General features: G+C 37.8%; 16 protein-coding genes and 1 tRNA gene. 8 read left to right on the top strand and 9 right to left on the bottom strand.

The window, feature by feature from the left end:
* Positions 1-2: 2 nt before the first annotated feature.
* From uraH to CGC57_RS10615, 6 genes are read left to right on the top strand one after another with little or no spacing between them, the layout of a single operon-like run.
* Positions 3-407, top strand: a complete 405-nt coding sequence (gene uraH / locus CGC57_RS10640) for a hydroxyisourate hydrolase (RefSeq protein WP_002677529.1) — start codon at positions 3-5, stop codon at positions 405-407.
* 11 nt (positions 408-418) lie between these two features.
* Entirely contained in the window at positions 419-1,186 is a 768-nt protein-coding gene (locus CGC57_RS10635) for a polysaccharide deacetylase family protein (RefSeq protein WP_095899102.1), read from the top strand.
* Positions 1,186-2,106 carry a VirK/YbjX family protein gene (locus CGC57_RS10630; RefSeq protein ID WP_095899101.1) on the top strand — a complete coding sequence of 307 codons (921 nt, stop codon included), beginning with the start codon at positions 1,186-1,188 and terminating at the stop codon, positions 2,104-2,106. Before CGC57_RS10635 ends, CGC57_RS10630 begins: the two co-directional genes overlap by 1 nt.
* 32 nt (positions 2,107-2,138) lie before the next feature.
* Positions 2,139-2,855, top strand: coding sequence for a bacillithiol biosynthesis deacetylase BshB1 (gene bshB1 / locus CGC57_RS10625; RefSeq protein WP_095899100.1), 717 nt, complete (start codon positions 2,139-2,141; stop codon positions 2,853-2,855).
* A gap of 7 nt (positions 2,856-2,862) precedes the next feature.
* Positions 2,863-3,057, top strand: coding sequence for a hypothetical protein (locus CGC57_RS10620; RefSeq protein WP_002677630.1), 195 nt, complete (start codon positions 2,863-2,865; stop codon positions 3,055-3,057).
* Positions 3,057-3,608: an RNA polymerase sigma factor gene (locus tag CGC57_RS10615; RefSeq protein WP_002677557.1), complete on the top strand. Its 552-nt coding sequence runs from the start codon at positions 3,057-3,059 to the stop codon at positions 3,606-3,608. Before CGC57_RS10620 ends, CGC57_RS10615 begins: the two co-directional genes overlap by 1 nt.
* A 32-nt stretch (positions 3,609-3,640) precedes the next feature.
* On the opposite strand, the gene CGC57_RS10610 is transcribed toward CGC57_RS10615, so the two are convergent.
* Entirely contained in the window at positions 3,641-4,999 is a 1,359-nt protein-coding gene (locus CGC57_RS10610) for a suppressor of fused domain protein (RefSeq protein ID WP_095899099.1), read from the bottom strand.
* A gap of 233 nt (positions 5,000-5,232) precedes the next feature.
* On the opposite strand from CGC57_RS10610, the gene CGC57_RS10605 reads away from it, so the two are divergent.
* The gene (locus CGC57_RS10605; RefSeq protein ID WP_095899098.1) at positions 5,233-5,550 is read left to right on the top strand and encodes a hypothetical protein; all 318 of its coding nucleotides are present in this window, start codon (positions 5,233-5,235) and stop codon (positions 5,548-5,550) included.
* A gap of 51 nt (positions 5,551-5,601) precedes the next feature.
* Here the strand turns inward: CGC57_RS10605 and CGC57_RS10600 are convergent, their stop codons facing one another.
* Complete coding sequence (locus CGC57_RS10600; RefSeq protein ID WP_095899097.1) at positions 5,602-6,873, bottom strand: adenylosuccinate synthase; 1,272 nt, start codon at positions 6,871-6,873, stop codon at positions 5,602-5,604.
* A gap of 9 nt (positions 6,874-6,882) precedes the next feature.
* On the bottom strand, positions 6,883-7,365 hold the full coding sequence (locus CGC57_RS10595; protein ID WP_040360669.1) for a Fur family transcriptional regulator: 483 nt from the start codon (positions 7,363-7,365) through the stop codon (positions 6,883-6,885).
* 103 nt (positions 7,366-7,468) lie between these two features.
* On the opposite strand from CGC57_RS10595, the gene CGC57_RS10590 reads away from it, so the two are divergent.
* Positions 7,469-9,724: a helix-turn-helix domain-containing protein gene (locus CGC57_RS10590; RefSeq protein WP_095899096.1), complete on the top strand. Its 2,256-nt coding sequence runs from the start codon at positions 7,469-7,471 to the stop codon at positions 9,722-9,724.
* Between the two features lie 66 nt (positions 9,725-9,790).
* Here CGC57_RS10590 and CGC57_RS10585 read toward each other — a convergent pair whose 3' ends face one another.
* The 6 genes from CGC57_RS10585 to CGC57_RS10560 all read right to left on the bottom strand — a co-directional run bounded on the left by CGC57_RS10585 (position 9,791) and on the right by CGC57_RS10560 (position 12,892).
* On the bottom strand, positions 9,791-10,294 hold the full coding sequence (locus CGC57_RS10585) for a putative outer membrane beta-barrel protein (RefSeq protein ID WP_002681723.1): 504 nt from the start codon (positions 10,292-10,294) through the stop codon (positions 9,791-9,793).
* Positions 10,295-10,411: 117 nt separating this feature from the next.
* Positions 10,412-10,891, bottom strand: coding sequence for an ExbD/TolR family protein (locus CGC57_RS10580; RefSeq protein ID WP_002681696.1), 480 nt, complete (start codon positions 10,889-10,891; stop codon positions 10,412-10,414).
* Between the two features lie 14 nt (positions 10,892-10,905).
* Positions 10,906-11,520, bottom strand: coding sequence for an ExbD/TolR family protein (locus CGC57_RS10575; protein WP_095899095.1), 615 nt, complete (start codon positions 11,518-11,520; stop codon positions 10,906-10,908).
* 6 nt (positions 11,521-11,526) lie between these two features.
* Positions 11,527-11,979: a hypothetical protein gene (locus CGC57_RS10570; RefSeq protein WP_095899094.1), complete on the bottom strand. Its 453-nt coding sequence runs from the start codon at positions 11,977-11,979 to the stop codon at positions 11,527-11,529.
* 28 nt (positions 11,980-12,007) lie between these two features.
* Positions 12,008-12,739 (bottom strand): MotA/TolQ/ExbB proton channel family protein, encoded by a 732-nt coding sequence (locus CGC57_RS10565; protein ID WP_095899093.1) that lies wholly within the window; start codon positions 12,737-12,739, stop codon positions 12,008-12,010.
* Between the two features lie 65 nt (positions 12,740-12,804).
* A tRNA-Ser gene (locus CGC57_RS10560) sits at positions 12,805-12,892 on the bottom strand.
* Positions 12,893-12,954 lie beyond the last annotated feature (62 nt).

The raw sequence follows: 12,954 nt of genomic DNA, 5'->3' as shown, positions 1-12,954 counted from the left end.
AAATGAGAAATCCAATTCTAATATTGTTAATACTTTTTAGCACATTTATTCAAGCACAAGAGAAATATCAATTATCAAGTCATATTTTAGATATTTCACAAGGCAAACCTGCTCCAAATGTAAAGATAGCTCTATCTAAGCAAGATAAAAATCAAAACTGGGTATTGATAGATGAAAAATACACAGATAACAATGGGAGAATTAAAGATTTTTTGAAAGAAGAATCTAATAAAAATAATAATGGGGTTTATAAACTCACTTTTTATATTACTCCTTATTTTGAAAAATTGAAACAAAAAACATTTTACCCCTTTATAGAAGTAGTTTTTGAGATAAAAGATAATCAACATTATCACATCCCGATTACATTATCTCCATATGGTTATTCTACTTACAGAGGAAACTAATTACTATAAAAATGATTTATTTAAGTTTCGACATAGAAGAGTTTGATATGCCCAAAGAATACGGCTACGACATTGCTTTCGAGCGACAAATAGCCATTTCACGCGAGGGGCTTACCGCTATATTAAACCTACTCAAAAAACACAACGCCAAGGCTACTTTTTTTTCAACAGTAGTCTTTGCTCAGCAAGTGCCCGACCTTATAGAGCGACTTCTCAGCGAAGGGCACGAATTAGCCTCACACACTTATTACCATTCCGAGTTTGAGAATACGCACCTCAAAAGCTCTAAAGAGGCTTTAGAAAAGCAATTTGGGGTAACTATTGAGGGATTGCGTATGCCGAGAATGCTCGAAGTAAGTGCTGAGGAGGTAAAAAAAGCCGGATATCACTACAATTCATCGGTAAACCCTACATTTTTACCAGGGAGGTACAACAAATTACACGTGCCAAAGCGATTTTTCAACGAAAATGGCTTATGGCAAATCCCTACGGCAGTGAGTTGGTTTAGAGTTCCTCTATTTTGGCTATCATTTCACAATTTCCCCTTGTGGATTTATAAGTTTTTGCTAAATAGATGTGTAGCCTCTACGGGCTATGCTACTTTGTACTTCCACCCTTGGGAATTCACCAATTTACACCAAAAAGAATTCAATTTTCCAACGTACGTAATGCGTAATAGTGGTAAGCAGATGATAGCACGTTTTGAGCAGTTATTGCAATATGTAGATAAAAAAGGCTGGAAAACAAGTCTCTATAAACAATTGACAATTGAGAATTAATGACGATAAAAGAGTTGCTACACGATGCCCTTACACTCACAGAACAAGGCTTTGCCAAGGAGCATCCCAAATACATTAAAAAGCAAAAGAACAAGATACTCTTCCATACTCTATTAAACATTCCATTTGCTAAAAAATGGTTTAGTTTGATACAATCAGAAGAGTATAGATGGGTGCTTTCACAACGTCCGCGTTTCTATTTTAAGCCTTTTAGAGTGTATATGTCTACAAGGTGGACAAAACAACAACGGATGAATGCCTTGATTAATTGTTATGCTTTTATCAAACAACGACCTTTGCTAAAACGTATGGTAGAAACAGAAACTCCCATTAAACTGGCTGAGTTTACAATGAAATACAATGGCGAGAAAGGACAAATCTATTTAGGTCATAATGATCGCTACCGCAAAGAGGGCGAATTAGTTGTTTCACTACATTGTGATAGTTATCAAGAGGCTATCTGTGAAGCCTCGTTTGTGATTGATAAAGAAAATGAAGAATGGGTATGCCGTATAGGTTGCGTGCAAGGCAACAAAAGTGCCGAAACTGAGAATGCTATCAAAGAACTACAAAAACAAATGTATGCTCTTCGTCCTAAAGCTTTGATGATATTTATTATTCAGGAGTTTAGCCGACAGTTAGGATTTAGTGCTCTCTATGGGGTAGGCAGTAAAATTCAGGCTCATAATAAAAAGCACTTTATCCATATAGAATGGTTGCACAAACTCAGTTTTAGCTATGATACTTTATGGAAAGAAGCCGATGGCTCTCTCGATAAAGATGGATGGTTCAAACTACCCATTCAAATGCAACGTAAGTCTATGGAAGAAATCAAATCGAGCAAACGGTCTCTTTATCGCAGTAGATATGAGATGTTAGATAAAATTGCAGCTGAAATACAGAAAACAATTAACAAGTAACAATTAACAAATAATAATTAACAAGTAACAAGATGAAATTAGATATATTAGCTTTTGGAGCGCACCCCGATGATGTAGAATTAGGGGCAGCAGGCACCATTGCCAAAGAGATTAGTTTAGGCAGAAGTGTGGGCATTATCGACCTGACTCAAGGGGAATTGGGCACACGTGGCAGTGCTGAAATACGTCACCAAGAAGCGACTAAAGCCAAAGAATTATTAGGGGTAAGCATACGCGAAAATTTAAAATTCCGCGATGGATTTTTTGTAAATGATGAAGCTCACCAAATAGAGATTATCAAGAAAATACGCCAATATCAACCTGATATAGTGCTTTGCAACGCCATAGACGACCGCCATATCGACCACGGCAAAGGTAGCAAACTCGTGAGTGATGCTTGTTTTCTCAGCGGTTTGCGCCGCATCGAAACTACTCTCGATGGCGTAGCACAAACAGCTTGGCGACCTAAAGTGGTGTATCATTACATTCAGTGGAAGAACATAGTCCCTGATTTTGTGGTAGATATCACAGGATTTATGGAAGCCAAAGTGAATGCTGTGTTAGCGTACGGCTCTCAGTTTTACGACAGCAATAGCAATGAACCTACTACCCCTATTTCGGATAAGAATTTTTTGGATAGCGTTACTTACAGAGCACGCGATTTGGGTAGGCTAATTGGTACAGATTTTGCGGAAGGTTTTACTTGTGAGAGAGTTCCATCTGTAGAGTCTCTTTTTAATCTTAAATAACTAAAAAATGAAATTAATATTATTAACTATTGGTATATTACTGCTATGTGTAGCTGGTATGGCAATTAAGATTTGGGGCAAGAAAGGTGGTAAGTTCGCTGGCACTTGTGCAAGCCAAAATCCACATTTGAATCCTGAGGGAGAGGCTTGCAGCTTCTGCGGTCGCTTACCCGATGAACAAGAGTGCAGAAATAATAAGTAATGGCAGAGGCAGTAGCTGAAAATATAGCCGCTGCAAAAGCAGGGAAGCAACGAGCTTTTAGCTGGTTGCTTGATGAGTTTTGGACTGATGTGTACAACTTTCAGCTCAAGCGCGTGAATGATGAAGTAGAAGCAGAGGATATTAGCATACAAACCTTTGCTAAAGCGTTTGACAAGCTGCATACTTACGACGAACATTACTCTTTCCGCACTTGGCTCATCACTATTTCTAAAAATATTCATATAGATAACCTTAGAAAACAGAATGAAACACTGTTGCATTTAGACCGAGAGGAAAAACAATCTAAAACACTGATAGATGAGACTCCTATTATAGAAGATAGCCTCATAATGGAGCAACAATTCGACTACCTTTTAAAAAGCATCAAGCAACTGAAAGAACCTTACAGAACGGCTATACAACTGAGATACCTGCACGAGAAAAGTTATAAAGAGATTGCCGAAGAAATGCAATCTCCGATGAGCAGTGTGAAGATTACCCTGCTAAGAGCCAAGAAGATGCTGGCAGAGATATTAAAGAAAAACAGATGAAACCTCAAGAGATTTCATCTGTTTTTTTATGTTTATAACGCTACATTTTTGCGGTGAATATCTATTACTTCAGAGATTTCGTACTCATCAAAAAGGTTGAGAAGTTCATCTACTCCTTCTTCTAATTTCAAATCCATTTCTTCTGGATAGATAGGCAAAATACTGTAGAAATTGATAATTGTACCGTCTTTGGCTTGTAGTTTCAAGAAATCTTGAGGAGCCGATAAGTAAGGAGGCATCAGCAGGATGCACCCAAAATCGGTGTTGGCGATAGGCTCGGCATCAGGACCGTTAGGGATAGTGTGCCCTTCAGCCATCCACGTTTTGTATTGGTGAGGAAAACGCGCTATCATTTTAAGGAAGTACACAGGCCAATAGTTATCGTCGTCCTTAAAAGCCTCATCGCTGATAGGCCAGCTTTCGGGGAGATAAACCATTAACTCGGCGTGGCTATAATCGTTCGGGTCTTCCAAACCTTCGGGCAAATACATAGGATAATCGCTCATACCGGTGGTAAATAGTACGTGGTAAGGCGTTTCGGGGGTAGGTTTAATCCAATGTACATCAATATGTACGTACTCTGAGATGAGTTCGTGGAACACACTATCTATTTTGCCGATATATTTCTCGAAATGGTCGCAAATCTCGTCCATATACACACAAGAGCGATCGGGGAATACGAAATCACTACGGTCTTTTTCGGAATAGTTATAGACATTAGAGCCACCTTCGGATACATAATCAGGGGTAGGAGCGAAAATATTAGGTATATCATTTTCTTCGTCAAAATCAACTGCATCGATGAGGGAGTGCATTTCGTTGTCGTAGTACACGATTCCTTGTTCGATATCATCCGTAAGGAATTCAAGCCAATCTTCCATAGAGTCGCATTCTAAATCCATAAAAGAATCTTCGATAGAATCAAGCACCAAATCTATTTCGCCTATTTGTCCAACAACACCTTCTTTATCAGGGTCGAGGTCGATGAACATAAAGCGTGCACCATTGGAGAGGAATGGAATCCATTTAGGGTTATAGAATTGATTTTTTAGTACCCCATCCCAGCACATATCAATAGCTTCTTCTTTATCGAAGTGGAGAGATTGCCAATTAGGAACACTTTCCAACTGTTCGAGCCAATGTTGCTGAGTGCGTTTGATTTCTTCTAAAGGGATAAAGCGCATTCCATCTAAAAAGAAACTATCGTTTTCACCTTCTTTTTGTCCGTTGAAATTTTGATATAATTGTTTTACCTCTGTGGGGAGTGTAATACCCATTTCATTTTCAAAGGCAGCGATTTGTGCTTCGCTAACGCCTTTGTTGAGGCTTGCAATAAGAGGGGTAGCTTGGTTGAGAATAACGTCTAAGAATCTTTTAACTGTTTTTTCCATAGTTATTTTTCTATACAATTAGTTTTTCGCTACAAATGTACAACTTTTAATTTAGAAAACAAAAATATTTCTACTTTTTTAGGCAAGAAGTAAGAGGTAGCATATTATAGTTTCTTTAATCAAAACTGTTAAGATATTAATTGGGTTAATTATTTTTCATTTTTATTTTCTAATATTGAAAATATTATTTAATTTTGCAGCAAATTAATTTTTAAATAAAACAAAATCAGTTTATGAGTAGTAAAGTAACTTCAATTTTAAGCTATTTTGGCTTGATTGGCTGGCTAATTGCCTTTTTTGCAGGCACTAAAGATGATAAATCTATCTATCACCTTAGACAAGGTTTTGGACTTTTCCTTATAACCTTTGTTTTTGGTATTGTAATTCAAATTCTTTTAAGAGTTTCAGAATCTTTAGCCTTAGTAGGTACAGTATTATGGATTGTTCTTTTGGTATTATTCATCTTTGGATTGATTAATGCTATAAAAGAAGAGAAAAAACCGCTTCCTATCGTAGGAAAATCTTTTGAAGGATTCACTTTTATCAAATAAGCGGTAACTTAAAAACACAAAAAAGGCTATTCTTAAGAATAGCCTTTTTTATTATCTCATAATGGTTTGTGTTCTATCAGGTCCTACAGATACTACTTTGATAGGTACTTCTAATTCCTTTTCTAAGAAACTGATGTAATCCAATAGTTCTTTAGGGAGTTGCTCATAGGAGTTGAGCTTTGTGAGATCTTGATGCCAGCCTTTGAGTTCGGTATAGACAGGCGTTACGTTCTGTTCTTCGATATTATAAGGCAAATGCTTGATTTCTTTCCCTTTGTATAAATACGATGTACAAACTTTCAGAGTTTCAAAACCGCTGAGTACATCGGCTTTCATCATTGTGAGTTCGGTTACTCCGTTTACTTGTACGGCGTATTTAAGAGCTACCAAATCAAGCCAACCACAACGGCGGCGGCGACCGGTAGTCGCACCAAATTCACGACCTACTTGGGTCATTGTTTCGCCTACTTCATCAAATAATTCAGTAGGGAAAGGACCACTACCCACGCGAGTAGTATAGGCTTTGAAAATACCTATCACCTCGCCGATACTGCGAGGGGCAACCCCTAAACCTGTGCAAGCTCCTGCAGCGGTAGTATTAGAGGAAGTTACAAATGGATAAGTACCAAAATCGATGTCGAGCATAGAGCCTTGTGCGCCTTCAGCAAGTATTTTTTTGCCTGCTTTGAGGGCTTGGTAGAGGTATTCTTCACTATCGATGAGTTGGAACTCTTTGAGTACTTTCACAGCTTCAAAAAACTCGGCTTCTAATTCTTTAAGGTTATATTGTATATCCACCTTATAGTTAGTGAGCATTTCTTCGTGTTTATCGGTGAGATTGCGATAGCGTTCACTGAAGTCAGATAGTTCTATATCGCCTACGCGCAACCCATTACGACCTGTTTTATCCATATAAGTAGGGCCTATTCCTTTGAGGGTAGAGCCTATTTTGGCTTTGCCTTTAGCAGCTTCGGAAGCGGCATCTAAAAGGCGATGGGTAGGCAAAATGAGGTGAGCTTTTCGCGAAATCAGTAAGTTTTTTTTCAGATTGACTTCATAAGGAGCAAGTGCTTCTATTTCTTTTTTGAAGATGATAGGATCTATCACCACCCCGTTGCCTATAATGTTCACTGCACCTTGGTGGAAAATACCCGATGGAATGGTGTGTAACACGTGCTTGATACCATTGAACTCGAGAGTATGACCAGCATTGGGTCCTCCTTGAAAGCGAGCAATGATATCGTAGTTTTGGGTGAGGACGTCTACGATTTTTCCTTTTCCTTCGTCTCCCCACTGAAGACCTAATAATAAATCTACTGCCATTTTGTTTGATTATTTAGTTGTAGTACTCTCTTGGGTTGGGGCGGTATCGGTTCTGCGTGTACCGTAGAAATAAAGAGAGTGATTGGTAATATTGATGTTAAATACTTCTTCTATTGTTTTTTGGATAGTTTGGATACGAGGGTCGCAGAACTCTACAATCTCTCCTGTATCGGTAAGAATAATATGATCGTGCTGACGATCGAAATACGATTTTTCGTAGTAGGCTTGGTTTTGCCCGAACTGGTGCTTGCGTACCAAACCACATTCTAATAGTAGTTCGATAGTATTGTAGAGGGTTGCTCTACTCACTCGGTATTTTTTATCTTTCATATTGGCATAGAGCGTTTCTATGTCGAAATGATCATTATACTCGTAAATTTCCTTTACGATGGCATATCTTTCAGGAGTTTTGCGATGCCCGTTATCTTCTAAGTATTTGGTAAGTACCTTTTTAACTATTTCTAAGTTTTCTTCTGATACAGGTGTATTCATAGTTCAATTTCTAATCTTTTGTGGCAAAGGTAGTTTATTTTTTTTATTTCACAAAATATTTTATACTTTTGTGCTCATAAAACTACATCAGCCGAACAAGAGTATGGAAGAGCGTATTCTTACACTTATCAACGAAACCAATAGAAATATTTTTTTAACGGGAAAAGCAGGAACTGGAAAAACTACTTTGCTTCACAAAATCATAGAGACCAGCTATAAAAACACAGTGGTGGTTGCCCCTACGGGAATAGCAGCACTCAATGCGCGAGGAGTTACTATTCACTCTCAATTTCAGCTGCCTTTTGCTTCATTTTTGCCTACCTTTGAAAATCCGCCTATAGCCAATGAGTTTTTTAGGTTTGAAAACCGACAATCACTAAAAAAACACTTCCAAATGCATCGCAACAAACAGCAAGTTATCAAGAATATGGAACTGCTAATTGTAGACGAGGTGAGTATGTTACGCGCCGATGTGTTAGACGCGATGGATTATATGATGCAGTTTATCCGCAAGGATAGGCGACCTTTTGGAGGGGCACAAGTGCTTTTTATAGGCGATTTACTGCAATTGCCGCCCGTAGTAAAACAAGAAGAATGGGAGGTGCTAAAACATTACTACACAGGAATGTACTTTTTCCAATCACAAGTAATCACCCAGCACCCACTGCTGTATATAGAGCTTGAAAAAATATACCGCCAAACCGATGGGGTGTTCATTTCTATACTCAATCACCTGAGGGACAATAAACTCACCCAAGAAGATTTGCGACAATTGGCTTCACACGTGCAACCAGAGTTTGCCAAACAGCACAAAAATGAGTATATTACCCTCACCACTCACAACAATAAAGCCGATGCAATGAACCAAGAGGAGTTAGAAAAACTCCCCTCTCCCCTATTCAGTTACGAAGCCGATGTGGTAGGCGATTTTCCTGAATATCTCTACCCTATTGAAAAGGTAATTCAGCTAAAAGAAGGCGCCAGAGTGATGTTTATCAAGAATGACCCCTCAGGAGAACACCTATTTTTTAACGGAAAAATGGGAACCGTGGTAGCTCTTGGTGAGAAAGAAGTGAGCGTTGCTTTAGACGATGGCATCACTATTGATGTAGAGCGTTACGAATGGGAAAACGTACGCTACAAAGTGAACGACACAACCAAAGATATTGAAGAAGAATGTTTAGGCACTTTCACTCAATACCCTTTGCGATTGGCGTGGGCGATTACCATACATAAGAGTCAGGGGCTGACTTTTGAAAAAGCAGTGTTAGACTTAGCAAGTGTATTTGCTTCTGGGCAAGCTTATGTGGCATTCTCTCGCTTGCGTTCTTTAGATGGATTAGTACTATTGTCATCGGTAATGCAAAACGGCATTGATAACGATGAGAAAGTGATAGACTACGCCGACAATAAAGCTACTGAAGAGGAATTGCAACAAGCCTGCCGTGAGGGTAGAATAGACTTTTTGAAAGAATACATACTGAAAACTTTTAATTGGCAGCCTTTATTAGAAGAATGGTACACCCATAGCCATAACTACATAGGTGATTTGGGCAACAAAAACGCCTACAAAGGCTGGGCAATGCAGCAATATGAGCGAGTTAAAGGGCTTGTGGCTGTATCTGAAAAATTCAGCAAGCAACTATTAGGCTATTTCCAAAATCCAACTCCTATACAAACAATTTTTGAGAGAATACAGAAAGCTGTTGCCTATTTTAGTCCGCTATTAGAAACGATATGGTACGAATTGTTATATGTAGAAACCAAAGTAGCAGGACTGAAGAAAGTAAAAGAGTTTAGCAAAGAATTGAAAGAGTTAGACGATAGTCTCACAGAACTCATTAAGAAACTATTCCGTTTAGAGCAAATGGTAGTGCTGTTAGAAAAACAAGAACCTTTTAGCAAAGAAAATATACAACCTAAGAAAATGGAAGCAATGCGCAACCAGCTAATGGAGAGAGTATATACTACTTTGAAAAATGAACAATTGTTCACCAATCCGCCTAAAATAAGCATTCAAGAAGAGAAATCTAAAAAAGAGAAGAAAGAAAAGATTTCTACTTATGACATCACATTGCAATTATGGCAACAGAACAAAACAGTAGCCGAGATAGCTAAAGAACGTATGCTTACTGAAGGAACTATCTATGGACATTTAGGCAAGTTGATAGAAAGGGAAGTTTTACCAATAGATATTGTAGAGGCAATTTTCACTACAGAAGCTATTAAGGAATTAAACGAACTATTTACTGCTGAGGAAGATCTCAGTTCTTTGGCAGGAATAATTGAAAAGACTCAAAGGAGATATGAGTATGGGCAACTGCGATTGTTTAAAGAATATTTTTTGAAAAGAAATTAAAGCGACAAAAGAGGCTATACTCGCATAGAGTATAGCCTCTTAATGTATAAAGTACAAAAATAAGTTTTAGAATCTATAGGTAACCCCAGCTTTGAAACCACCTGCAGCGAAAGAGTTGTGTTCTACAAATAGTTCAGCATTCACACCGAAGTTTTCGGTAAAGAAGTAACGACCACCTGTTTGGAGGCGTACCGCAAATCCTGAATCGTAGTAAGGACTATCATAGTACCAATTATTTCTATTATTAGACCAGTTGTAATAGCCTAATGACAAACCGCCATAGAAATCTACATTTGAAGGGATTCCTTTGATATGTTTAGCAAAGTGGTAATTACCATTAGCTAAAAAGCCAATGCTATTGTATTTTACATTACCATAATTTCTACCGCGGTAAAAGAGTTCACCACCAATGGTGATTTTATCAGCAACACCGAAATCGGCGGAGCCATAAACCATAAAGCCAGGACCAGAATAGCCTATCCCACCATTGATTTGTACATCACCAGCTGATTGAGCTGAGGCTACTCCTGCAGAGAGAAGTAATCCAAAAAATAAGATAATTTTTTTCATAAATATTTACTATTAAAATGTTTTAATAGTGCAAAGGTAATATTAATTTTGAGAATAACAAAAAAAGACACATAGTTTTATGTGTCTTTTTTTATGATAGAAAGTTTAAAAAAGTTTCTATTTTTGATTCAAAGGAGACCCTTGACGAGCGATATAGTTGAGTTTCAAAGCGTTTATTTCTTGCAATTGCTCACGAATATCACTCACAAGTCCCATATTAGTATCAGCATCTACTTTCAAGGCAGTGATATAAACGTCTTTAAGAGCGTCACGCAAACCTTCTCTATAGTTAAGGATATAGTGGCTTACTTCGGAAACGTCTATAAATTTATCATTTACTTGAATTTTGGCATTAGCCCCAAACTTAGATTGATATTTAGGAAGGGGTTTACCAGCATAGATATATACTACAGGGTCTTTTTTGTCCAATTTTTGAATTTGATCGGCTACGGGCAACTTATTCTGCACCATCAAGTCACTATCTTTTGATTCTGTTACAGTCATAAAGAAAAACAAAAGCATAAAGATAATGTCAGGCAAAGAAGCCGTAGAAACTGGAGGTACTTCACCACTTTTCTTTTTAGTAAATTTTGACATATTCTCTTTAGTTTTTAGTGCTTTTTAGGCGCGGTTTCTATAAGTTTTCTTGGGAAGCGTTTTTGTAGTTCCAAGATAATAGGTTCAAGGTGGTCTTTACGTGCTTGAGGAGTACGAGCCGCGTTGAACTCTTCTTCAATTTGAACATAAGGAACCTCGTTAGGGAATTTCTTTTGGCGTTCACGTTCGCGGAGTTCGTTATAAGCTGCAATGAGTTCGTTCTGTACAGCTATATAAGTTTTGTACGAAGTTTCACGGTCGTTACGCAAAGAGATAACAGCTTTATCTGGGTTATCAGAAGATAATGGATCACGTTTACCTTTACAATGAGCGCAGGTACCATCACCATTGTTATCTAAAAAGTCAATAGCTGTTTGTTTAACGTCTTTAAGTTCCTTCAATTGGTTGTTTACTAACAACTGATTGTTTTTATTCACTACCACTACCAATACATTTTTCTCCTTCACTGGTGGAGGTGGTGGCGTATTTTCTTGTGGTTTAGGAGGTAATTTTACAGTGATCCCTGTATTACTTTCAATGGTTGTTGTTACCAAGAAGAATATCAACAAAAGGAAAGCAATATCGGCCATAGATCCTGCATTTACCTCAGGTATTGAACGTCTTGCCATAATTTTTTATTTCATTAGTGCTTTTTTCACATTGGAAGCGATAAGAGCTCCTACCGCAACAGCTACCAATATATATAAAGCGATTAGACCTGTGCTTACCCATTTTCTTACGGATTCGCTAGCTTTTTTCACATCTTCACTTGCATTAGGCTCTGCAGCTCCTGAAGAGAAGACATAACCTAAAAGAAGAACCACTACGAAACCACCAGTATAGATAAGCGTTTTCTTAAGAGCTTTAGGAGATGAAGCGATGTTCATTCCTGCTGAAATAAGTACTGCAGCGAGGGTAATACCTAATAAAACATAGGTTAATACCAAAAGAGCTTGCTGAGCAGCATAGAAAGCATTAGTGTAATCAAGTGTATTGGGGTCTTTATCACTATTGAAAGACATAACTGCCCATAATACTACACCCACTACGCCTAAAGCTATTGCTGCGTATTTTGCTATTTTATACATACTAAAAGTTATTTAATGGGTGAGTAAATTATTTAATTTTTCTTGCTACTAAAAGGTCGATAAGAGAGATAGAAGCATCTTCCATATCGTTTACGATAGCGTCGATTTTAGCAATAATGTAGTTATAGAATACTTGAAGGATCATCGCAACGATCAAACCGAATACGGTAGTAAGCAAGGCAACCTTGATATCACCAGCGATCAAAGAAGCATCCAAACCACCAGCTGTACTAATTTTATCGAACGCTTCGATCATACCGATTACGGTACCCATAAACCCTAACATCGGTGCGATAGAGATAAAGAGAGAAATCCAAGAAACGTTTTTCTCTAATTGTCCCATTTGAACACCACCATAAGATACTACTGATTTTTCAACCATATCAATACCTTCAGAAGCGCGGTCTAAACCTTGATAGAAAATAGAAGCTACAGGTCCTTTAGTATCACGACATACTTCTTTAGCTGCTTCAAGACCTTTGCTATCAAGAGCTTGCTCGATATCAGCGATCAATTTTTTAGAATTTGTAGTTGCTAAATTGAGGTAAATAATTCTCTCGATAGCTACTGCCAAACCGATGATCAAACAGAGCAAGATAGGAGCCATATAGGCAGGACCACCTTCAATGAAACGCTCTTTAAACACTTGGTGGAAGCCTTTACTTTGTTGCGCTGCTTCAGCTGCTTCCTGAGCACTAACCATAGCTACGTTTAAAATTAACATTGCTACTAGAAGTAGCTTAGATGACATTTTTTTCATTTGTTTAATCTTTTAATTTGTTAGTTGATAATTTAATGTTTAATAATATTTTTTTAGAAATAAAGCAGAGAGGAAGGGATTCGAACCCTCGATACGCTTGTGGCGTATATACACTTTCCAGGCGTACTCCTTCGACCACTCGGACACCTCTCTCTATGCTGTTTCTGAATGCCAAAGTAACAAAATATTTTTCTATCTCACAAATTTTTTCTTAA

The organism is Capnocytophaga sputigena, from assembly GCF_002302495.1.
Classification (GTDB): Bacteria; Bacteroidota; Bacteroidia; order Flavobacteriales; family Flavobacteriaceae; genus Capnocytophaga; species Capnocytophaga sputigena.
The sequence above is the reverse complement of the archived record's forward strand: the minus strand, read 5'-3'. Positions and strand labels throughout refer to the sequence as shown.

Coding starts and splice junctions, on each gene's coding strand:
- CGC57_RS10570 (WP_095899094.1), bottom strand. CDS start 11,979: ATGTATAAAATAGCAAAATACGCAGCAATAGCTTTAGGCGTAGTGGGT.
- CGC57_RS10605 (WP_095899098.1), top strand. CDS start 5,233: ATGAGTAGTAAAGTAACTTCAATTTTAAGCTATTTTGGCTTGATTGGC.
- CGC57_RS10580 (WP_002681696.1), bottom strand. CDS start 10,891: ATGTCAAAATTTACTAAAAAGAAAAGTGGTGAAGTACCTCCAGTTTCT.
- uraH (WP_002677529.1), top strand. CDS start 3: ATGAGAAATCCAATTCTAATATTGTTAATACTTTTTAGCACATTTATT.
- CGC57_RS10590 (WP_095899096.1), top strand. CDS start 7,469: ATGGAAGAGCGTATTCTTACACTTATCAACGAAACCAATAGAAATATT.
- CGC57_RS10630 (WP_095899101.1), top strand. CDS start 1,186: ATGACGATAAAAGAGTTGCTACACGATGCCCTTACACTCACAGAACAA.
- CGC57_RS10585 (WP_002681723.1), bottom strand. CDS start 10,294: ATGAAAAAAATTATCTTATTTTTTGGATTACTTCTCTCTGCAGGAGTA.
- CGC57_RS10610 (WP_095899099.1), bottom strand. CDS start 4,999: ATGGAAAAAACAGTTAAAAGATTCTTAGACGTTATTCTCAACCAAGCT.
- CGC57_RS10635 (WP_095899102.1), top strand. CDS start 419: ATGATTTATTTAAGTTTCGACATAGAAGAGTTTGATATGCCCAAAGAA.
- CGC57_RS10615 (WP_002677557.1), top strand. CDS start 3,057: ATGGCAGAGGCAGTAGCTGAAAATATAGCCGCTGCAAAAGCAGGGAAG.
- CGC57_RS10620 (WP_002677630.1), top strand. CDS start 2,863: ATGAAATTAATATTATTAACTATTGGTATATTACTGCTATGTGTAGCT.
- CGC57_RS10595 (WP_040360669.1), bottom strand. CDS start 7,365: ATGAATACACCTGTATCAGAAGAAAACTTAGAAATAGTTAAAAAGGTA.
- CGC57_RS10565 (WP_095899093.1), bottom strand. CDS start 12,739: ATGAAAAAAATGTCATCTAAGCTACTTCTAGTAGCAATGTTAATTTTA.
- CGC57_RS10575 (WP_095899095.1), bottom strand. CDS start 11,520: ATGGCAAGACGTTCAATACCTGAGGTAAATGCAGGATCTATGGCCGAT.
- CGC57_RS10600 (WP_095899097.1), bottom strand. CDS start 6,873: ATGGCAGTAGATTTATTATTAGGTCTTCAGTGGGGAGACGAAGGAAAA.
- bshB1 (WP_095899100.1), top strand. CDS start 2,139: ATGAAATTAGATATATTAGCTTTTGGAGCGCACCCCGATGATGTAGAA.